This window comes from Petrotoga sp. 9T1HF07.CasAA.8.2, from assembly GCF_002895585.1.
GTDB classification, from domain to species: Bacteria; Thermotogota; Thermotogae; order Petrotogales; family Petrotogaceae; genus Petrotoga; species Petrotoga mobilis.
Map to the genome: position 1 here is coordinate 1 of NZ_AZRI01000017.1, position 20,266 is coordinate 20,266.

Below are 20,266 nucleotides of genomic sequence, written 5' to 3' on the forward strand. Positions count from 1 at the left end.
AAGGGTGGGGAGCGGGGCAAAGGGGCGCTATAAATAAAGATTCTTAAGACAGTAGTCAACAATACTAAAAGGGGGAATACTTTTATGAAAACACTTTTATTGAAAAATGGATACATTTATCCTATTTCCAGGGAACCTTTTGTCGGAGATATTTTGATAGAAGATGGCATAATCAAGCAAATAGGGGAAGATCTGCAGGTTAAAGCAGACGAGGTAATAGATGCAACAAATAAGTATATCTTTCCAGGATTTATCGATGCTCATTCCCATATTGGTTTGTTTGAAGAAGGTGTTGGAGCTTCTTACCAAGATGGAAATGAAGCGACAGACCCTGTTACCCCACAAGTTAGGGCGATTGATGCTTTCTATCCGGAAGACGCTGCTATAAAAAGAGCTCTATCTGGGGGAGTAACAACAGTGATGATAGTACCAGGTAGTGCGAACCCTATTGGAGGTCAGGGGGCCATAGTGAAGTTAAACTCTCAAATAACCGATGAAGCTGTTTTAAGAGAACCTGCTGGTCTTAAAATGGCTTTGGGAGAAAATCCTAAAAGAGTTTATGGCTCTTACAACAAAACCCCATCTACTAGGTTAGGAAACGCTGCAGTAATAAGAGATTATTTTACAAAAGTTAGAAACTATATTGAAAAGAAAAAATCCGCAGAAAAAGAAGGGAAAGCTTTTACTGAGACAGATATCAAATTTGAAATTGGTGAGAAAGTTTTAAATAGGCAAATTCCAGCAAGGATTCATGCACACAGAAAAGACGATATTTTAACGGCGATTAGGTTATCTGAAGAATTTGGGTTTGACCTTGTCATTGAACATGCAACAGAGGCTTATAAAATCCCTGATTTTATTAAAGAGAAAAATATTCCATTGATCTTGGGACCTTTGCTCGGCTTTAGAACGAAATTGGAAACAAGGGATATGCGGTTTGAGTCGATAAAAATAATTAATGAAAAGGGAATCTTGGCTGCATTGATGTCAGATCATCCAGTAACTCATTTAGAACACGTTTCAATACAAGCAGCTACTGCTTTAAGATATGGCGCCAAAGAAGAAGACTTGCTAAAAATGTTAACAATAAATCCAGCTAAAATTCTAAAGATAGAAGAACGTTTAGGAACGATTGATGAAAACAAGGATGCGGATTTGGTGTTGTGGAGTGGTCATCCTTTTGACCCCAGAAGCGTTGTTGAAAAGACGTTGATAAACGGAACTGTGGTTTATGAATTATAAAATTACTTGCTAATTTTGTGCTAATTGACCATAATCACCCATTATTGTCTATTTTTGCCTATAAACTACTCTCCTGAAGATTGAAAAAAATTTCATATTGAGTTAAACTATATATAGTAGTTATTTTTTAAGGAGAGTGAAAAAAATGAAGGCTATAGTAAAATCCAAACCTGGAAAAGGGTTATCCTTAGTGGAAGTAGAGGAACCTACTTTACAGTCCCCACACGATGTAAAGATTAAGATCTTGAAAGTATCAATATGCGGGACCGATGTGCATATTTACGAATGGAATGATTGGGCAAAGGACCGAATTAAGCATTTCCCCCAAATCGATGGCCATGAATTTGTTGGAAGGGTAATCGATGTTGGAAATGAAGTTAAAAACGTTAAATCTGGAGATTTAGTTGTTTCAGACAGTCATATACCTTGTGGTTATTGTCATCAGTGTAGAACAGGAAATATGCATGTATGCCAGAATTTAAAGATCTTAGGAGTAGATAGAGATGGCGTTTTTTCTGAATACGCCGTTCTACCAGATACAGTTTTGATAAAAATCGACGAAAGTATACCTTTAAAATATGCATCTGTGATGGAACCTTTGGGAAATGCGATTTTTACAACAACTGCAGCCGATCTTAGAGGTAAAGTAGTTTTAATTGCCGGAGCGGGACCTATTGGCGCTATGGCGATAGAAATTGCCAAATTATCCGGAGCAGCTTTCATTATAGTAAGTGAACCTTCTGATTACAGGATCAATATGGCAAAATCTTTAGGGGCTGATTTAGTTATAAATCCGAAGGAGAAGTCTGTAGTTGAAGAAGTATTAAAAATAACCTCTGGATTGGGAGCAGATGTCTTTCTTGAAATGTCAGGAAATGAAAACGCTTTGAATGATGGTATAAAATCATTAAAAAGCACAGGAGTGGCATCTATCTTAGGGGTTTATCCTGAAAGCAAGATAAAGTTTGAAATGAATACCGCAGTTTTTAAAAATCTTACTATTCACACGATTACTGGAAGAAAGATGTTTGAAACGTGGTATATGGCTATAAACTGGCTGAAATATCATAAATTGGATTTAAGTAAAGTCGTTACGCATGAATTTGACTTTGAAAATTTTGAAGAAGCTTTCGAATTGATGGCCAGTGGGAAAAGCGGTAAGATAGTTTTAAACGTTACAAAAGAGGAGGAGGTTTGATTATGGATTTTTATGAACAATTGAGAGAAGAGTTGAAAAAGCTCGAAGACTCTGGTTTACTTATCACCATAAGAACACTTGAAAGTGCACAAGGCGCTTGGATCAATATCAATGGTAAAAAGGTTTTAAATATGTGTTCTAACAATTATTTGGGTTTGGCAAACAACGAAAGGCTTAAAGAAGCTGCTATTAATGCGATTAAAAACTGGGGTGTAGGTCCAGGTGCAGTTAGAACAATAGCTGGGACTATGAAGATTCACGAAGAATTAGAAAAAAAGCTAGCGGAATTCAAAAAAGTAGAGGCAACTCTCGTTGTTCAATCTGGATTTAACGCAAATCAAGCTGTTATTCCTACTATAACAAATGAGGAAGATGGTATTTTATCAGATGAACTTAATCACGCAAGCATAATAGATGGGGTTAGGTTATCGAAGGCAAAAAGATACATATGGAAACATAAAGACTTAAACTCCTTGGAAGAGCAATTGGTTAAGGCACAAAAAGATAATTGTAGAAGAAAATTAATTATAACTGATGGTGTTTTTAGCATGGATGGAGATATTGCACCTCTTCCAGGAATTGTGGAACTAGCCAAAAAATATGATGCTTTAGTAATGGTGGATGATGCACATGGAGAAGGAGTATTAGGAGAAAACGGTAGGGGAATAGCGGATCATTTCAATTTGACGGACGAAGTGGATATAGAAATTGGAACTTTATCTAAAGCCTTTGGAGTTGTGGGTGGATTCGTCGCAGGTAAAAAGATATTAATCGATTATTTAAAACAACAAGCAAGACCATTTCTATTCTCTAGTTCTTTGTCACCAGCAGAAACGGCTGCAGCTTTAGAAGCAACGAAAACACTTTATGAATCTAATGAGTTAGTAAAAAAACTTTGGGATAACGCGAAATATTTTCAAAGTAAGCTAAAAGAAATGGGGTATGATATCGGAGGTACTGAAACCCCTATAACCCCTGTAATGATCTATGATGAAAAGAAAACAAAAGAATTTAGCTCAAAACTATATGAAGAAGGTATTTTTGCATCTAGCATAGCTTACCCCACAGTTCCAAAAGGAAAAGCCAGAATAAGGGTAATGATAAGTGCATTGCACAGTAAAGAAGACTTAGACTATGCTTTAAACAAATTTGAAAAAATAGGTAAAAGTTTTGGTGTTCTATAAATTGTTGTGTAATTTTTAAATTTTTATGATATAATAAGTAAGAAAATGTTTTTTGTAATTTTCATTCTAGGTGGGGAGCGTTTGCTGCAGTATGCAAACCATGTTTTTTTGCAGCTCTGTGCAAAATGGTTCTTTATAATGCTTTAGAAACAATTTCCAAATTCTCATTTGCGAAGCTTTTGCTGTTTTATGCAAAAAGCCTTTTCATAATGCTTTAGAAGTAACATCCTAATTCTCATTTGCGTAGCAAATGACGTATCATGTTGCAGATCTATGCAAAAAACTTTGATTTTGAATTTGGGGTTTTTAAGGGGTTTGCCCCTTAACGTCAGAAGATAATTTTAAATTTAGAAATTAGATTTAAAGTAAGTTTTAGAGATTCTATAGGCAGTAAATTATATAAAGATAGGAGGGATTGTGGTGAAATCAAAAATTGTTTTGGTATTGGTGTTAACAGTATCTCTTTTTGCGATGGCTTCTTTAACCCTTGATTGGGGAAGAGTATACACCCTTGGTGGATCTCAGGAGATCTTCGATGTAAAATCTACAGATGAGGGGGTATATCTTTTTGGATACACCAATGAAAAAGGATTCAACGAAGATATTTTAATTTTGGAATTCGATCAAGAGGGTAACGTAGTTTATGAAAACAAGTTAGGTGGAAATTACAACGATTGGGCAAATCAAGGAATTTTAACTTCTGATGGTGATATGCTCTTGGTTGGAACATCGAATTCTTACGGAAGTGATTCAGATTTCTACGTTTCAAAAATAGGTAACAACAAATTCTCTACGAACATTAATAAACTAGGTAACGACAAAGGTTCAGCTGTTGTAGAAGTAGAGGATGGCTATGTTGTAGTAGGCTATGGTTCCGATCCTGATACATTAAACATGCGAGGAAAAATGGTAAAATTGAATAAAGAAGGAAAAGTTGTATTTGAAAAGTGGCTTCCTTACTTTGTTGCTGGTTCTGACACCAAACCTTTGAGTATTCAAAAAACTTCAGACGGTAATTTCATCATTGCAGGTACTGTAGTAGAAGTATTCGAAAATAAGACCAAATTTTATTTGGCTAAGGTTGATCCCAATGGAGAAGAAATCTGGACCAAAGTTTTTGCTCCTAGAGATTATGCTAGAGGCTTCGATGTTAAAGAAGTATCTGGAGGCTACGTAGCCGTTGGTTATGAAGGTTCATGGGATTCAAAATGGTCAGATATCTATGTTGTAAAGGTTAACCCAGAGGGACATATTTTGTGGGAAGGTTTTTACGGAGATGTAGAAAGTGATCACGGTTATTCAGTTGCTGTAGGTCCAAATGGATATATATACGTTGCAGGATACGTTACAACCCTGAACGGCGACAAAGATTTTGCTATACTTGAATACGATAATAACGGTAATTTATTGAGCGAAAAATCTCTTGGTGGATACGGCGATGATGTCGCTTATGCCATAGATATTGATGATAATGGTAACCTCTATGTTGCTGGATATTCTCAATCATCAGATTTGGGTGCAGATGCTCACAAAGATGTCTTTATTTTAAAATACACAGTAAAATAAATTTTAAACCGCCCCTATAAAATGTTGGGGCGGTTTTTATTTTAACTACCTTATTTTATCTTTTTGCTTCAAATAAATTCTTAAGTTTATAGCATCAGCCGGATTTATGCCAGGTATCCTTAAGAGTTGTCCAAAAGTTTCTGGCTTAATTTTTTTCAATTTTTCTTTAGCTTCATAGGCAATGTTGTTAATTTTGTCATATTCTATATCGCTTGGTATCTTTTCCTTTTCGAGCTCTTTCATTTTTGCGATCTCATCTTGCATCCTTTGAAAATATCCGTTATATTTGAAGTGAATGTCGATTTGTTCGATAACTTCCTTTTCTTCAACTGCTTCTTCGTCTAAGTGTTTTAAATCAGTATAAGATATTTCGCTTCTTTTGAGTAATTCACTCATGTGAACAGGCTGAGTGATTTTTGAAGAGCCTTTTGAGGCTAAAATGTCGTTAACTTGATTAGGTGATACTTTAATTTGGTCCAATCTGTTAATTTGATGATTTATCAAATTTTCCATTCTATGAAGTTGTTCGTATTGTTCTTTACTCAATAAACCGTATTTGTATCCATACTTATACAACCTTAAATGAGCGTTATCATGTCGGAGCAACAACCTGTATTCAGCGCGGGAAGTAAGCAATCTGTATGGCTCATCTACTCCTTTTGTGATAAGGTCGTCGATAAGAACCCCAAGGTAAGCCTCGGACCTGTCAAGAATAAAAGGTTCTTCCCCCCTGATTTTTAAAGCAGCATTAATTCCTGCTATAAGTCCTTGACCTGCGGCTTCTTCGTAACCGCTTGTACCATTGATTTGGCCAGCCAAGAATAATCCTTCTATTTTTTTTGTTTCAAGGTTGTGTTTCAATTGGATCGGATTTACAAAATCGTATTCAACGGCATAAGCAGGCCTTTCAATTATAGCATTTTCTAAACCAGGTATAGTTTTCAAAATCTCAATCTGCGCTTCAAAAGGTAAACTCGTACTCAATCCATTTAAATAGATCTCTTTTGAATGTTTGGATTCCGGTTCAAGGAAAAATTGATGGGTATCCTTATTGAATTTCATAACTTTATCTTCGATTGAAGGACAATACCTAGGACCAATGGACTGGATTAATTTCACATCTCCATACAAAGGGGAGAATGCAATATATCTTCTAATAACTTCATGGGTCTTGCTGTTGGTCCTTCCCAAATAACAAGGATAATCCTTTGATAACACTTTTGGCTTACTCCAATAAGAAAAAGACAGAGGTTCATCTGAGGTTTCTTGAATGTCAAACTTAGAAAAATCGATAGAATCTTTTCTTACCCTGGCAGGTGTCCCCGTTTTAAATCTCGATACTTCTAAACCTTCTTTAATTAAAGAATATGTCAAGGAATTTGCGGGAAGTTCTCCCATTCTTCCTGCTTCGAAGGTGTTCCTACCAACAAAAATTTTACCTCTCAAAAATGTTCCTGTAGTTAAAATCACGACTTTAGCAAAGTATTTCATTCCTAATTCTGTTTCTAACCCTATTATTTTACCGTTTTCTACTAGAATATTTTTCGCTATTCCATGTCTCAGAATCAGATTATCTGTGGTTTCTAATATTTCTTTCATTCTTTGTGAGTAATCGTATTTGTCGATTTGAGCTCTTAAAGCCCTAACAGCGATACCTTTACTTGTATTTAGCATTCTGATGTTGATCATCGTTTCATCAGTTACCTTTGCTTGTACTCCGCCAAGTGCATCTATCTCCCTTGCTACAACCCCCTTAGCGGGGCCTCCAATGGCAGGATTACATGGAGCCCATCCTAAAGTGTCTAAATTTATATTCAATATTAAAGTATTCATTCCCATTTTAGCTGAGGCTAAAGCAGCTTCAATCCCGGCGTGGCCTGCTCCTACAACAATAACATCAAAACTGTTTTCTTTGTTTTCCAAAAATCATACCTCCATTTTTTATACTTTCTTTAGCGCCCCTAGGGAGTTTATCTTTTTTCTATGTTTTATTATAGCACACAATGTTTAAAATACCTTTTCACCTTCGAAGATGGTTTCTTTCACGTTCAGGTCTTTGTCTAAAATGACAAGGTTTGCATAGTAGCCAACTTCAATCCTTCCCTTATCGTAAATATGTAGGTCTTGAAGTGCGTTGTATGAGGATACCTTTGCAAGCTCTTGTAGTGTACAATTGGTAAATCTTTTAAAATTTTTGACACCTTCGTTGAAAAGTAGTGTACTCCCAGCGATCGTTCCATCGCTAAGTGTTGCTTTGTTGTTTTTTACTGTGACTGTTAAACCACCTAATTCGTATTCACCGTCTTGTAACCCTGCAGCGGCTATAGAATCGGTTATCAATATAATTTTGTCTGCTCCTTTTATTTTGTATACCAACATCACAAACTCAGGAGAAAGATGAATCCCATCACATATCATTTCTATATTAAAATCAAAATAAAAGCCAGAACCTGTTCCCCCTATGTTTCTATGGTGTAGTGGTGTTAATGCGTTTGAAAAATGAGTGATTCTGTTAACTCCTGATTCGAAAGCTTTTTTGAAGATATCAAAATTCGCAGAAGTATGACCTAATGAGATCACTACATTCTTTTCTTCAAGATAATTTATTGCTTCAATAAAACCGTTAACCTCCGGTGCCATGGTTATTAATTTTACTTTGTCGTTAATTATCTCTTTTAGTTCCTCCAAGGAAGGTTCTCTTATATACAGAGGGTTCTGAGCTCCTTTTTTTTCTTTGTTTATATATGGACCTTCCAAGTGAATCCCTTCTACTGAAGAATTCACATCTTCTATATTGTCCAAAACTTTTAAGATCTGTTCTTTAGAGGCTGAAACCGTTGTTGGCAAAAAAGTAGTTACACCATATGAAAAATTATTTTTTGCCCAACTTTTGAACTCTTCCTTTGTTGCATGCATCGTATCAATACCCATCTGTGCATGAGTGTGGGGGTCTACAAAGCCTGGCATTACTATGGCATTGAAATCTCTATAACCATAATCTTTTTTTATAACTCCAGAAATCTTTTTGCCTTTTATTTCGATATCTCCGGTATATTCTCCGTTTATAGGATCCACAATCAAAACGTTTTCTAATTTCATATTTATCTCACCCCCCTAATTTAACAGATTTCGAAAGATTCTTGGGTGAATCTGGGTTGTACCCCATTTGTATCGCCTTTTTGTAACCTAAATACTGTATGGGTATAATCCTTAAAGGAGCTTCAAATCCTTTCATGTTTGGGATTTTTATATGTCCATCAGTAGAAATCAATAAGACTTTTCCTCCCAACCCTTCAATGTCATCGATCAATTCTTTCTCTTCTTTCATACCCTTTGAGTTTAAGATAACCAGCGTTTTGTTTGTGAGTGTGGATATAGGACCGTGTCTGTACTCTAACGGCTCATGATATTCAACGTACTGTAAAGCCATCTCTTGTAATTTAAGGGCGCCTTCTTTTGAAATGCCATAATTTTCATCGTACCCAAGAAAGACAAAATGTTCATACTTTTCTAAAGCTAACTGATCAATAATCTTTTCGGAATCTTCTAAGATTTTTTCACTGAAATTATAATAACCATTTTTTTCTATCCCGTTTAGCAACATTGCCAGTATAAAAACAAAAGAACCCGTCATAACTACGCTTTTTTCTTCAGCAAAATCTAAAATTATATTTTCCTCACATTGTTGAGTAATTGAAGAATTATTTGAAGATGTTATTCCTATGGTTTTCATGCCTTTTTGACTTAATTTTTTTGCCGCTAAAACAGTTTCAGTTGATTCACCGGTTCTGGTTATTAAAATTGCAACCTCACTGTCAGGAATATCATCAAAAAGCATAATATGTCCACCGGTTAGCACTTTTGCTTTATAGCCATTTTTGTTCAATATTTCTTTCATTATAAATCCAATGTTGTATGAAGAACCGCAACCAACAAAAAGATATTTTTTCTCTTTTGAAAAAGAAAAATCAAACTCATTTAACTGACTTAAGAGATTGGGGATTCTTCTTATTTCATCTAATGTATAGTGCACTTTTATACTACCTCCTCAGAAAAATCTTATGCCTTTCTGACTATCTTGAATTTGTATTTATCCCCTCTGTAAACTGATTTAACGTATTCAATACACTTTTTATCTTCTATATAGGTATATCTCGTTCTCAATGCAGCAATAGATCCTTCACTTTGGGCCAAATATTTAGCTTGTTCTTTGTTTAATGTTGTTACCTCGAGAGTTTCAACAGCATGTGTGAATTTTATGCCGTATTCGTTAGTTAGTATTCTATATAACGATTCTTTTGACATATCCCTTTCTATTATGTTCAATACCCTTATATCTGCATTGGGATTCAAGTATGCTGTTTCGATTGCATAGGGATCTTCATCTAAAAATCGAATTCTTTTTAATAGTACTACCCTCCCGTCTTTTGGAACTTTAAACTCTTCAACTAACTCGGGAGGAATTTCTATTAGCCTGTTTTCTAACACAACGGATTTAGTTGAATGGCCTTGTTTAATTGCCTCATCGGTAAAACCTGTTAGCCTGGTTAATTCTTCCTCTTGTTTTTGTCCTGTATAAAATGTACCTTGCCCTCTTTTTCTTGTTATTAAACCTTCTTTAGAGAGCTCTTCCAAGGCTCTTCTTACGGTCAAACGTGAAACACCAAATCTATCGCATATCTCGTTCTCTGTTAACAACTTATCTCCTTTTTTAAAATCTTCCTCTAATTCTCTTTTTAAGTCCAGATAAAGTTTATAATAGAGAGGAATAGGGGCTTCTTCCATTTTAATCTCACTCCCTTCTTATTGGTATATTCCAATTATATAATAGTTATAACAATAAGTCAAATTGAAGATTGATTTTTCTAAATTATATGTGCTAAAATATTGAATGTTAGAACTGTAGAAAAAAATAATTAAGGAGCCATGCGCAATGTACAAAGATGAACTAGAAATGCTTGTAAAATTTTTAGGAGAAGACCTGTTAAAAGAAGAAAATCAAAAAAAACTTCAAGAACTTGTTTTTAGCAAAATTAAAAGAAAAGAAGATTTTCAGTCAGTAAACGAATTGCTCAAAACACTAGAAAGTTATGATTTAAGGGACTTTTTATATTCAAAACTTTTAGAAAGTTATTTTTCCATTTTCAATATTATTTACGAAAAAGGAAGCCTAAAATATGGAGACGAAAATTACAAAGTTACCATAGATAACGAAACTTTCGACTCTCTTATTGAACTAATGGATGAATCAGAAATAAATGGAGAAATTCTTTTTTACCTGTTTTCTGACGATTTAAAAAAGAGAGTAGAAATTATACATCAATTGATAAGCGGAAGATCGAGAAAAGAATGGAACGAAGAAGAACTAAAAAGTTTTGTAAAGAACTTAAAACCACTAACTACAAGTTTTCTTGAATTATTGATCGAAAAAGGGAAGTTGAAGTCTGAAGAGATCATGGAAACCTTAGAATTGAAGAACAAAAAATCAGTTTCCGCCCTGGTAAGCGCCATAATCAGAAACGCCCCAAACGATAAAGAGAAATTAATTTTTAAAGATGATGATTATATATGTATTAATGAAAAGTATAGAAGTAAAATTTTTGAAATTAGGAATAAATCATAAAAAAATAATAGCAGGATGAAGTTCATCCTGCTTTCTTTAGCAACATATATGAGAAAAGTTAAAAAGTCGAATAAGAATGAATGGTGGGTGCGGTAGGGATTGAACCTACGGCCTCTTCCGCGTCAAGGAAGCGCTCTCCCACTGAGCTACGCACCCTTTCTAATCGTTTAAAGTATATCATATTTTTTTAACTCTGTCAATAAAAGCTAAATTTTATAAACCATGAAAAAAATTTCATATTTTAATTATTTCGTTAATATTTGCTTTTAATTGGACTTAATCGCTTATAATTCCTTCAGATAATCCGTAATCGAACTTGATAAAAATCTAATTTTATGGAATACTATTAATATGATGATTTGCGTCAAACTTGCAAATAAAAGGGATTTTTTTCAAATTAAAATTTATTACTTGTGTATTAAGATGAAATGTGATAAAATATATAAGGAAATTGTTTGGTAAAGTATTGTTAGTGTGTACGAAAGCTAATAAATTTGCAAAGGAGGTAGAGGTATGAAAAAAGTTTTTATTGTTCTTATGGTTACTTTGATGGGTGTTTTTGCTTTTTCACAGGTTAAAAACCCTGATATGATCTTCGATGCAACACTAAGTGAGCCAGATACTTTAGACCCCCACCATGCTTATGACACTTCTAGTGGTGAAGTTATTTTCAACGTATATGACAACTTGATAGCATACGATGGAGAAAGTTTGTCCAAGTTTGTTCCTATGCTCGCGACAGTTGTCCCTACAGTTGAAAATGGTTATTTGAGAGATGGTGGAACAACATATGTCTTCCCAATAAGAGAAGGTGTTAAATTCCAGAACGGTAACGATTTAACCCCTGAAGATGTCGAATACACCTTCGAAAGAGCGCTGTTATACAACCCTGCTGGAGGACCAGTATGGATGTACTTAGACCCTATGTTTGGTGTTTTCAGCATTAGAACACTAGTAGAAGACTATGTAGGTGCTTCATGGGATACCATATTTGATGATGATATGAATCCAACAACTCCAGAATACGAAGAAGCTTTAGTTAATTTCTATTATGATGTAATAGATCCTGCAGTAGAAGTTCAAGGTAACGAAGTTCATGTTCATTTGGCAAGACCTTTTGCCCCATTTTTGAATGTACTTGCTTCAGGAAGTGGTTGGGGTGCGATATTAGACAAAGAATACTCTATAGAAATAGGTGTATGGGATGGAAATGCAGAAGGTTGGTGGAAGTATCACGGATGGACGAAAGAACAGTCTCCTTATTTTGATCATGCTATGGGAACTGGTCCGTATAAGTTAGTAGAATGGGATCACGCTCAACAAAGGATAACGCTCGAAAGATTCGACGATTACTGGAGAGGTCCCGCACCAATAAGAAGAGTAATTATTCAAGGTATAGACGAATGGTCAACAAGAAGAGCTATGCTTGAAACAGGCGATGCAGACATAGCTTATGTTCCTGCTCAGTATTTAGATGTTGTGCTTTCTATGGATGGTCTGACCGTTATTCCTGGTACGCCTGAGGTTTCAATTACTTCTTTAGGCTTCAATTGGCAAGTTGATCCTGAGTCCCCATACATTGGCTCTGGTCAATTGGATGGAAACGGTATTCCACCAGATTTCTTTGAAGATCATAATGTTAGATTAGGTTTCGCGTATGCCTTTGATTATGATGGTATGATAAATGAAGTCTTGAACGGTTTGGGTGAAAAAGTTCCTACCGCTTTGCCAACCGGATTCTTAGGGTATAGTGAAGATCTCCCGACATACGAATTGGATCTGCAAAAGGCTGAAAATTACTTTAAACGTGCTTACAAAGGTAGATTATGGCAAACAGGTTTCAAAATGACTATTCTTTACAATACAGGGAACGATTCAAGGAGAGTATCTGCTGAAATATTGAGAGATAATTTAGCAAAGATAAATCCTAGATTCCAAGTTGAAGTTAGAGGAGTTCAATGGCCAACTTACTTAGATGAAAGAGAAAATATGATGCTTCCTGTTTACATCATTGGTTGGGTTGCTGATTTTCCTGATCCACATAACTTTATTTTCACCTATTACCACAGTGAAGGTGATTACGGAGGGTACTACGGCGATAACTTTGCGGAATTTGCAAGCTTGCCAAGACCAGAATTTGGTGGAAAATCATTGAACAAAATGATAGAAGACGCAGCCCTTGAATCTGATCCTGCTGTAAGAGAGCAAATGTATATAGATATTCAAGAATTTGTCTTTGATTATGCTCTTGTTTTGCCTCTTTATCAGCCACAAGGGTTGAGAGTCCATCGTTCTTGGCTAAAAGGATGGATAAATAATCCAATTTGGCCCGGCGATTATTACTATAACTACACTAAAGTAGAGTAATAATTCTGCTAAGATAATGTAAAAAGAAAGTTTTTTGTAGTAAAATTTGAAGAGAGGGGTTTTCCCCTCTCTTTTTAAGTGATTACTTATTAAGTATAATTCACAGAGCGGAGGTGTCTACTTTTGACAACATACATCATCAGAAGGTTGTTATTACTACCTTTGATTATGTTAGGTGTTACTTTGATAGTTTTTTCTATGCAACAATTACTAGGACCTTTGAAACTTTTATCTACCTATGTTGATCCAAATACTTATGCAAAATTATCCGATCAAGATAAAATCGTTTTAATGGAGCAGTACGGTTTAACAGATCCTTGGCCAGTTAGATACGGCAAATGGATAGGGAATTTGTTCAAGGGTGATCTTGGTTGGTCTGTAGTGGGGAAAGAACCTGTTTTAGATGCTTTATTACACAGGTTCCCCTATACGGTAGAATTAGCACTATACGCTATTTTTCCTATAATAGGGATTGGTATATGGTTGGGGGTTACCGCTGCAGTTCATCATAACTCATTTATAGATCAGGCTATTAGAATATTTGCTTTAATAGGTTGGTCTTTGCCAGATTTTGTTTGGGCAATACTGGTCTTATTGATATTTTATATAGGTTTGGGATGGTTTCCACCAGGTAATCTGAGCTTATGGGCAGACGAAGTTGTAAAAAGTGCTACCTTTAATAATTATACTAATCTTTTGACTATAGATGCATTACTCAACGGAAGAATCGATATATTTTGGGATGCTTTAAGGCATATTTTAGGACCCATTATTGCCATTTCTTGGTTATGGTGGGCTAATCTATTGAGAATTACCCGATCTTCGATGTTGGAAGTTCTTAGAAGAGATTATATAAGAACTGCAAGATCAAAAGGTTTACCAGAAAGAGTAGTCATAAACAAACATGCCCGAAGAAATGCTCTAATTCCAGTTGTAACAACCGCAGGTCAAATGGTTATTGGTTTATTGGCAGGCGTTGTTATAGTAGAGATGGTTTTTGTTAGAACAGGTTTGGGATCATTTGCGGCAACAGCGGCTCAGACTCTAGATTATGCTTCTATAATGGGTGTTTTATTATTTACTTCTTTCATACTTATTGTTGGAAATCTTATAATCGATATATCGTATGCATTTATTGATCCAAGAATCAGGTTAGGGTGAGGTGAAAATTGTGAGTGAAGAAGCAAAAAGGGCTTTGAAGCGTTTTTTTACTAATCCTTCTGCTATCATAGGTTTTTCTATATTGGTATTTTTCATAATCTTAGCAATATTTGCTCCAGTAATTGCACCTCCTCAATTACCAAAAGAAAGAAACTTGGAAAGAGCCCTTGAATTAGTAAATGAAGATCCAACAGGGAATAAGGATTCCATTATTCAAGAGTTTCAAAACTATTGGGAAGATACATATTTTTTCGCTGAAATGGATTATCAAGATATATCAAGATTGATGGAAAGTGTTGAAAAGTTTGAAGATGGAGAGATTGAAAAAGAAGTATTAAAATCTCAAATTGAAGAATTAGTTGATATGTACGTTCTAAATAGGTCCTACTATGAAGATTTTGATGAGGATACTAATGGTGTAATTAGAAGGTTGAGAAATGAATATGAAAGTGTCGTAGAAAGATATGAAAGGTCTTTACAACTTTCTGAAATGATCGGTGATCTCCAGTCACTCGAAGGTCAAGATTTCAAAAATGAAGCTTTAAACGTTTATGAAACCTTAAACAAAGATTTTTTGAACTCAATTGATTTTGATCCCTACATGATCCCCAATGCAGTTTCAACATTAGAACCTATACCACCATCTTCTGAACATCCCTTTGGGATAGTAAATCAAAAGGATATTTTTTATGGTGTTGTATGGGGAAGTAGAACCGCTTTTCAGATAGGGCTGGTAGTAGTTTTAATTTCAACCGCTGTTGGCCTTTTTATTGGTTCAGTGGCTGCTTATTTTGGTGGTTGGCTCGAAGAAGTCCTGATGAGAATTACAGATATCTTTATGTCCATACCTTTTATGCTTGCAGCTATGGTTTTAACAACTATTTTAGGTCTTGGAGTTAGAAATATGATGATTGCTCTGATAATTTTTGGATGGATGGTCACAGCAAGATTGATCAGAGGGAACATCCTTCAAGCCAAAAACGAGCAATACGTTATGGCCGCAAAAGCACTTGGGGTAAGAGACGCGGCGATTATAGTTAAACATATCTTACCTAATACGATATTTCCAGTTTTGATAAATGCTACAATGAGGATTGGATCGATGGTTATTACTGCCGCAGCGTTGAGTTTCTTAGGTTTAGGTGCTCCACAAGGATACGCCGATTGGGGATCCATATTATCCTATTCCAGAGACTGGATCATTGGTGGTACAAGTCCTGGCCAATACTGGTTCACGATCTTGTATCCTGGAGTCGCTATGATTCTTTTTGTCATGGGTTGGAATTTACTCGGAGATGCCCTAAGAGACGTTTTTGATCCAAGAATGAGACGATAAAGTGAGAGGAGGAAGCTTTTTGAAAGATAACAATAGTGAACCTATACTTCGTGTTAATAATTTGCATGTTCATTTTAAGACGGAAGACGGAATAATAAAAGCCGTCAATGGTGCTAGTTTTGAGCTTTATCCAGGTGAAACCTTGGCAATAGTAGGAGAATCTGGTTCAGGGAAAACTGTTACAGCGCTAAGTACTATAAGGCTACTAGACGAAAACGGATGGATCTCTGAAGGAGAAATAAAGTACAAAGATACTGATGTTTTATCTTTATCAGATAACCATCTCAGAAGGATACGTGGTAAAGAGATTTCCATGATTTTCCAAGAACCTATGACTGCCCTTAACCCTGTATACACTATTGGGGAGCAGATCATGGAATCTCTTGAATTGCACCTTAATATGAGTGAAAAAGAAGGCAAAAAAAGAGCGATTGATCTATTAAGAAAAGTTGGTATTCCCGAACCAGAGAGGAGAATCGACCAATACCCTCACGAATTATCTGGTGGAATGAGACAGAGAGCCATGATAGCTATGGCGTTAGCTTGCAATCCTTCCATTCTTATAGCCGATGAACCAACCACCGCATTGGATGTTACCATTCAGGCACAGATACTGGAACTCATGAAAGATTTACAAAATGAGTTTAAAATGTCTATAATCTTTATCACACACGACCTTGGAGTAATTGCAGAGATGGCTGATAGGGCTTTAGTTATGTATGGTGGAGAAGTAGTTGAAAGTGGTGAAATCAAAACCATTTTTAAAAGGCCAAGACATCCGTATACTTGGGGGTTGATGAATTCTATTCCCAGGATAGATAAAGAAGAGGAGAGGTTGCTTTCTATTCCTGGAGTAGTTCCAAACCCCTTGAACTTTCCAAAAGGTTGTAAATTTTCAAATAGGTGCTTCTTCGCTGATCAAAAATGTGTGAATGAGGATCCTAACTTGGAAGAAGTAGAACCTCGCCATTTTTCCCGTTGTTGGCACATCGACAAATTATTGGACGAAATGAACAAAGTCAAAGAAGGTGAAGTATAGTGCCAAATAGTGACAAAGTAATCCTAAAAGTTGAAAATTTGAAAAAATATTTTCCTGTTAGAGCCGGGGTCTTCAAAAGAACAGTCGCCCAAGTTCTAGCTGTAGACGATATCAGCTTTGAAATAAAAGAAGGCGAAACTCTGGGGCTTGTTGGTGAGTCTGGTTGCGGTAAGAGTACAACAGGTATGACAATTTTAAGATTATACGAACCAACAGACGGACGAATTATAATGGGAGAGCAAGACACTACACCATGGTTCATGAGAGGTACTACTATTAATAAGTATGTTAAAAAGATTTATGCTGAACGATTTGAAAAAATGAAAAAAGAATTGGGTTCAGAAGAAGAAGTAATTAAAAAATTAGACAATGAAATAGACAAAAAATACGCACAATTATATTTTCAAAATGGAGTAAGTGAAATAAGAAAAGATTTGTTGAGTAATTTGGCTGAAAAAAGAAGATCCTTTAGAAAAAATGCCCAAGTCATCTTTCAAGATCCATATTCTTCGTTAAATCCTAGAATGAGGGTACTGGATATCATAGGGGAAGGTATGAAAGTGAATAAAATGGGTACCTCTTCTGAAATAAGGGATAGAGTTGCCAACTTAATGGAAACAGTTGGATTATCCAAAGATTACGTCTATAGATATCCCCACCAATTTTCTGGTGGACAAAGACAAAGAATAGGGATAGCACGTGCTTTGGCATTGGATCCAAAATTAATCATTTCTGATGAAGCTGTTTCCGCTTTAGATGTTTCCATTCAATCTCAGATCATAAATTTAATGGTTGACTTGAAAAACGATTATGGCTTAACCTATGTTTTTATAGCTCACGATTTGGCCGTTGTGAAACACATAAGCGACAGAATAGCGGTTATGTATCTAGGAAAGATAGCTGAATTAACAACGAAAAAAGAGCTCTTTGAAGAGCCTTTGCATCCTTATACGGTATCCTTGATGTCTGCTATTCCAATACCAGATCCGGAAGTTAAGAAGAAAAGAGTGGTTTTACAAGGGGATGTACCCAGCCCTCTAAATCCACCCTCGGGTTGTAGATTTCATCCTCGTTGTCCAATTGCTAAAGATATTTGTAGCAAAGAAGAACCACCACTTAAAGAAGTTAAGCCAGGGCATTTTGTATCATGTCATTTTCCTGGAGAGTTTAAAATTTAAAAGCTTGGGTTTTACCCAAGCTTTTAAATACTTTAAATTTCTCCTTTTTCGTGCAACTTTAGATCTATTTTCTTCTCTAACTTTTGAAGTATGACTGGTAAGTATCTGTCTTTTAATTTTTTTCTATCGTATTGATGAATTAAAAAATAAGTAATTCCCAATCCTAAAATGCCAGCCAAGAAAGAGAAGATATCTGAAAAGCCCAAAGTATAGAGAATGGAAACTATAGACAAGAAAACTATTAAAGGAATCCCATAAGCTAAAAAAGAAAGTTTCACTACTGGAACTTCAGGTAATTCTACAACTACTTTATCTCCTTTTTTTACATCGACTTTTTCGGTGTTTTTAGCTTTTAAATTTAGTTCGTTTGCCCCACCTAATAGGGTACAGCCACCTTTCATTGCACAGCTTTCACATTCTTGCGTTCGTGTGGTTCTCAAATACACGTAACTTTCGTCTTTATCGATAACATCCATTACTTCCCTCATCGTTTATTACCTCCAATCCATTATGACATACGTCCAAAACCGTTACTTTATAACCTTGATCAAAGTGAGAAAGAAAATTAACCATCTCATCTTCTATATTTTTATAATCTCCGTCCAAAATTCCCATGATTGTTGGCCCAGAACCACTCAAAAAATACCCCTTTGTACCTATTTTCATCAATTTAGATGTTATTTCTTCCCAGTAGGGGATAAAATCTTTACGATATGGCTGATGAATTTTATCTTTCGTGGCTTCTGACAAATTTTCAAAATGGGAGGTTACAAGTGAGGCCACGAGAAGGCCAACTCTGCTTATATTAAACACCGCATCTTCAATGGGCACATTTTTTGGTAAAAGTGAACGAGCTTTTTTGGTAGAAAAATGAAAATCGGGGATAATTGCCAATAATTTTAACTGAGTTGGTAAATCCATTTTTACATACTTAACTTCTTTTTCCAACAAACTTCCTACTGTCAATCCTCCAACCAATGCAGGTAGAATATTATCCGTATGTCCATCCATTGTAGCTGCTAAATATATTATCTCTTCTTTCTTCAAAGGATTATTAAGTAGTTCATTGGCAACTACTAAGCCTCCGACTATACAAGCTGCGCTACTTCCCAAACCTCTTGCTATGGGTATATTATTTATAAGATTTATACGAAGACCTTGCGGGTGAATATTTACTGCGTCAAACAATAGTTTCATAGCCTGATAAACTAAATTATGCTCATTAGTTTCTATATATGCTTGATCTTCAACCGGAATATTAATTTCTAGGCCAAAGTTTATTTCTTCCACTTCTATGATATTGTACAATTGTAAGGCTATCCCTAAACTATCAAATCCTGGTCCTATGTTGGCAGTTGTGGCTGGAACTTTCACTCTGATCATTTCTTCAGCCCTTTCATTAAGTGATTATCCAAGATTAAGTTTGTTTTTAACATTGTTGATAACAGAGTTTTCGCAGGAAAAATATGTTTTTATAATGCCCCTATATATATTGATCATTTTCTTGCAATTTTCGTTCAACTCATCTTCCTTGATTTTTCCTTCAAAAAATTCATCGAACAATTCTTCTTCTTTTTCGTTCATACGAAGTTAGCCTCCTCTATCAACTGTCTCAATTTTTCCCTCGCGTAGTGCAACCTACTTTTCACCGTCCCAAGAGGGATTTCCATTATCTCAGCAATTTCATTGTAACTAAGCCCATCGATATCTCTTAATTTAATCAGTAGTCTTTCTTCTTCGTCTAATTTTTCCATTATATTTAAAATCATTTGGTAATCGAGTTCTTCTAATACTTCATTTTTAACATTGGTATTGGAAATTGCTTGGATATTATGATTTTGCTCCGTTTCATCTTCAAAATCCACCGAAGTTTCTTTACTTCTTTGATATTTGCGAGAATAATTTTTCCCAACGTTGACAGCTATTCTATAAATCCAAGTAGATAACTTGGAAAGGCCTTTAAATCCATTTATCCCTCTAATAATTCTTATAAACACTTCTTGAAGGGCATCTTCTATTTCATCGTGGTTAACGTAATTTCTTAAAACCCCATAAATTTTTGGCGCATACTCTTCATATAATTTTTTAAAAGCATCAGGATCATTTTTTTTAAGATCTTCAATGAATTTTTCCTCTGTCAATTTGACTCTCTCCCATAATAAATTGTTCATTTTATTATATCATAAATTGTTGAAGAGATTCTATGAAAAAATTTTCTTTGAAATTTTTTTCATAGTTGACAAAAACCTTGATATTCGGGCATAAATTACTATAATTGCTTCTAATCGCCTAAGAATAGATTTCTTTGGATTTGAAACTTTGAGAAAAAAGGGATAAAATATTTATGTACAATAATAATGAAGTTCTATAGT

The 20,266-nt window shown here is 35.2% G+C and carries 17 protein-coding genes, 1 tRNA gene and 2 pseudogenes; 11 read left to right on the forward strand and 9 right to left on the reverse strand.

What is annotated here, in order from left to right; all coding sequences use genetic code 11:
* The first annotated feature begins 84 nt into the window (after window positions 1-84).
* The 4 genes from X925_RS04105 (at window position 85) to X925_RS04120 (ending at window position 5,190) form a co-directional block, all read left to right on the forward strand.
* On the forward strand, window positions 85-1,242 hold the full coding sequence (locus tag X925_RS04105) for an amidohydrolase (RefSeq protein WP_103065846.1): 1,158 nt from the start codon (window positions 85-87) through the stop codon (window positions 1,240-1,242).
* Between the two features lie 145 nt (window positions 1,243-1,387).
* Window positions 1,388-2,440, forward strand: a complete 1,053-nt coding sequence (gene tdh, locus X925_RS04110; RefSeq protein WP_121959203.1) for an L-threonine 3-dehydrogenase — start codon at window positions 1,388-1,390, stop codon at window positions 2,438-2,440.
* 2 nt (window positions 2,441-2,442) lie between these two features.
* The gene (locus X925_RS04115) at window positions 2,443-3,624 is read left to right on the forward strand and encodes a glycine C-acetyltransferase (RefSeq protein ID WP_121959204.1); all 1,182 of its coding nucleotides are present in this window, start codon (window positions 2,443-2,445) and stop codon (window positions 3,622-3,624) included.
* 420 nt (window positions 3,625-4,044) lie between these two features.
* On the forward strand, window positions 4,045-5,190 hold the full coding sequence (locus X925_RS04120; protein ID WP_121959205.1) for an SBBP repeat-containing protein: 1,146 nt from the start codon (window positions 4,045-4,047) through the stop codon (window positions 5,188-5,190).
* A gap of 45 nt (window positions 5,191-5,235) precedes the next feature.
* Here the strand turns inward: X925_RS04120 and mnmG are convergent, their stop codons facing one another.
* From mnmG to X925_RS04140, 4 genes are all read right to left on the reverse strand, one after another.
* Window positions 5,236-7,113 (reverse strand): tRNA uridine-5-carboxymethylaminomethyl(34) synthesis enzyme MnmG, encoded by a 1,878-nt coding sequence (gene mnmG / locus X925_RS04125; protein ID WP_121959206.1) that lies wholly within the window; start codon window positions 7,111-7,113, stop codon window positions 5,236-5,238.
* Window positions 7,114-7,197: 84 nt separating this feature from the next.
* Window positions 7,198-8,289, reverse strand: coding sequence for an N-acetylglucosamine-6-phosphate deacetylase (nagA, locus tag X925_RS04130; protein WP_121959207.1), 1,092 nt, complete (start codon window positions 8,287-8,289; stop codon window positions 7,198-7,200).
* A 7-nt stretch (window positions 8,290-8,296) separates the two neighbouring features.
* A complete protein-coding gene (locus tag X925_RS04135; RefSeq protein ID WP_121959208.1) occupies window positions 8,297-9,223 on the reverse strand; it encodes an SIS domain-containing protein in 927 nt (308 codons plus the stop codon).
* A gap of 26 nt (window positions 9,224-9,249) precedes the next feature.
* Window positions 9,250-9,975, reverse strand: a complete 726-nt coding sequence (locus X925_RS04140) for a GntR family transcriptional regulator (RefSeq protein ID WP_121959209.1) — start codon at window positions 9,973-9,975, stop codon at window positions 9,250-9,252.
* 148 nt (window positions 9,976-10,123) lie between these two features.
* Between X925_RS04140 and X925_RS04145 the strand changes: the two genes are divergently transcribed.
* Entirely contained in the window at window positions 10,124-10,813 is a 690-nt protein-coding gene (locus tag X925_RS04145) for a hypothetical protein (protein WP_121959210.1), read from the forward strand.
* Window positions 10,814-10,894: 81 nt separating this feature from the next.
* Here X925_RS04145 and X925_RS04150 read toward each other — a convergent pair.
* Window positions 10,895-10,969 (reverse strand) — tRNA-Val (locus X925_RS04150).
* A gap of 357 nt (window positions 10,970-11,326) precedes the next feature.
* Between X925_RS04150 and X925_RS04155 the strand changes: the two genes are divergently transcribed.
* From X925_RS04155 to X925_RS04175, 6 genes and pseudogenes are all read left to right on the forward strand, one after another.
* The gene (locus tag X925_RS04155) at window positions 11,327-13,180 is read left to right on the forward strand and encodes an ABC transporter substrate-binding protein (RefSeq protein WP_012209368.1); all 1,854 of its coding nucleotides are present in this window, start codon (window positions 11,327-11,329) and stop codon (window positions 13,178-13,180) included.
* A gap of 123 nt (window positions 13,181-13,303) precedes the next feature.
* On the forward strand, window positions 13,304-14,341 hold the full coding sequence (locus tag X925_RS04160) for an ABC transporter permease (protein ID WP_012209369.1): 1,038 nt from the start codon (window positions 13,304-13,306) through the stop codon (window positions 14,339-14,341).
* A 10-nt stretch (window positions 14,342-14,351) separates the two neighbouring features.
* A pseudogene (locus X925_RS10595) lies at window positions 14,352-14,465 on the forward strand (ABC transporter permease); the annotation flags it as partial.
* Window positions 14,466-14,933: 468 nt separating this feature from the next.
* Window positions 14,934-15,677 (forward strand): annotated as a pseudogene (locus tag X925_RS10600) (ABC transporter permease); the annotation flags it as partial.
* A gap of 19 nt (window positions 15,678-15,696) precedes the next feature.
* Window positions 15,697-16,716: an ABC transporter ATP-binding protein gene (locus X925_RS04170; protein ID WP_121515312.1), complete on the forward strand. Its 1,020-nt coding sequence runs from the start codon at window positions 15,697-15,699 to the stop codon at window positions 16,714-16,716.
* Window positions 16,716-17,894 carry an ABC transporter ATP-binding protein gene (locus tag X925_RS04175; protein ID WP_121959211.1) on the forward strand — a complete coding sequence of 393 codons (1,179 nt, stop codon included), beginning with the start codon at window positions 16,716-16,718 and terminating at the stop codon, window positions 17,892-17,894. Before X925_RS04170 ends, X925_RS04175 begins: the two co-directional genes overlap by 1 nt.
* Before the next feature lie 32 nt (window positions 17,895-17,926).
* On the opposite strand, the gene X925_RS04180 is transcribed toward X925_RS04175, so the two are convergent.
* The 4 genes from X925_RS04180 to X925_RS04190 are packed head-to-tail and all read right to left on the reverse strand — an operon-like array spanning window position 17,927 to window position 20,035.
* The gene (locus tag X925_RS04180) at window positions 17,927-18,382 is read right to left on the reverse strand and encodes a SoxR reducing system RseC family protein (RefSeq protein WP_121959212.1); all 456 of its coding nucleotides are present in this window, start codon (window positions 18,380-18,382) and stop codon (window positions 17,927-17,929) included.
* Entirely contained in the window at window positions 18,354-19,277 is a 924-nt protein-coding gene (gene thrB, locus X925_RS04185) for a homoserine kinase (protein WP_121959213.1), read from the reverse strand. Before thrB ends, X925_RS04180 begins: the two co-directional genes overlap by 29 nt.
* 24 nt (window positions 19,278-19,301) lie before the next feature.
* Window positions 19,302-19,478, reverse strand: coding sequence for a hypothetical protein (locus tag X925_RS10260; RefSeq protein WP_158245407.1), 177 nt, complete (start codon window positions 19,476-19,478; stop codon window positions 19,302-19,304).
* The gene (locus X925_RS04190; RefSeq protein ID WP_121959214.1) at window positions 19,475-20,035 is read right to left on the reverse strand and encodes an RNA polymerase sigma factor; all 561 of its coding nucleotides are present in this window, start codon (window positions 20,033-20,035) and stop codon (window positions 19,475-19,477) included. The genes X925_RS10260 and X925_RS04190 overlap by 4 nt, the downstream gene beginning before the upstream one ends.
* Window positions 20,036-20,266: the final 231 nt, after the last annotated feature.

What these genes read in the sequence shown, in the direction of transcription:
- X925_RS04105 (WP_103065846.1), top strand. Translation starts at nt 85, where the DNA reads ATGAAAACACTTTTATTGAAAAATGGATACATTTATCCTATTTCCAGG.
- tdh (WP_121959203.1), top strand. Translation starts at nt 1,388, where the DNA reads ATGAAGGCTATAGTAAAATCCAAACCTGGAAAAGGGTTATCCTTAGTG.
- X925_RS04115 (WP_121959204.1), top strand. Translation starts at nt 2,443, where the DNA reads ATGGATTTTTATGAACAATTGAGAGAAGAGTTGAAAAAGCTCGAAGAC.
- nagA (WP_121959207.1), bottom strand. Translation starts at nt 8,289, where the DNA reads ATGAAATTAGAAAACGTTTTGATTGTGGATCCTATAAACGGAGAATAT.
- X925_RS04140 (WP_121959209.1), bottom strand. Translation starts at nt 9,975, where the DNA reads ATGGAAGAAGCCCCTATTCCTCTCTATTATAAACTTTATCTGGACTTA.
- X925_RS04145 (WP_121959210.1), top strand. Translation starts at nt 10,124, where the DNA reads ATGTACAAAGATGAACTAGAAATGCTTGTAAAATTTTTAGGAGAAGAC.
- X925_RS04155 (WP_012209368.1), top strand. Translation starts at nt 11,327, where the DNA reads ATGAAAAAAGTTTTTATTGTTCTTATGGTTACTTTGATGGGTGTTTTT.
- X925_RS04180 (WP_121959212.1), bottom strand. Translation starts at nt 18,382, where the DNA reads ATGAGGGAAGTAATGGATGTTATCGATAAAGACGAAAGTTACGTGTAT.
- thrB (WP_121959213.1), bottom strand. Translation starts at nt 19,277, where the DNA reads ATGATCAGAGTGAAAGTTCCAGCCACAACTGCCAACATAGGACCAGGA.
- X925_RS10260 (WP_158245407.1), bottom strand. Translation starts at nt 19,478, where the DNA reads ATGAACGAAAAAGAAGAAGAATTGTTCGATGAATTTTTTGAAGGAAAA.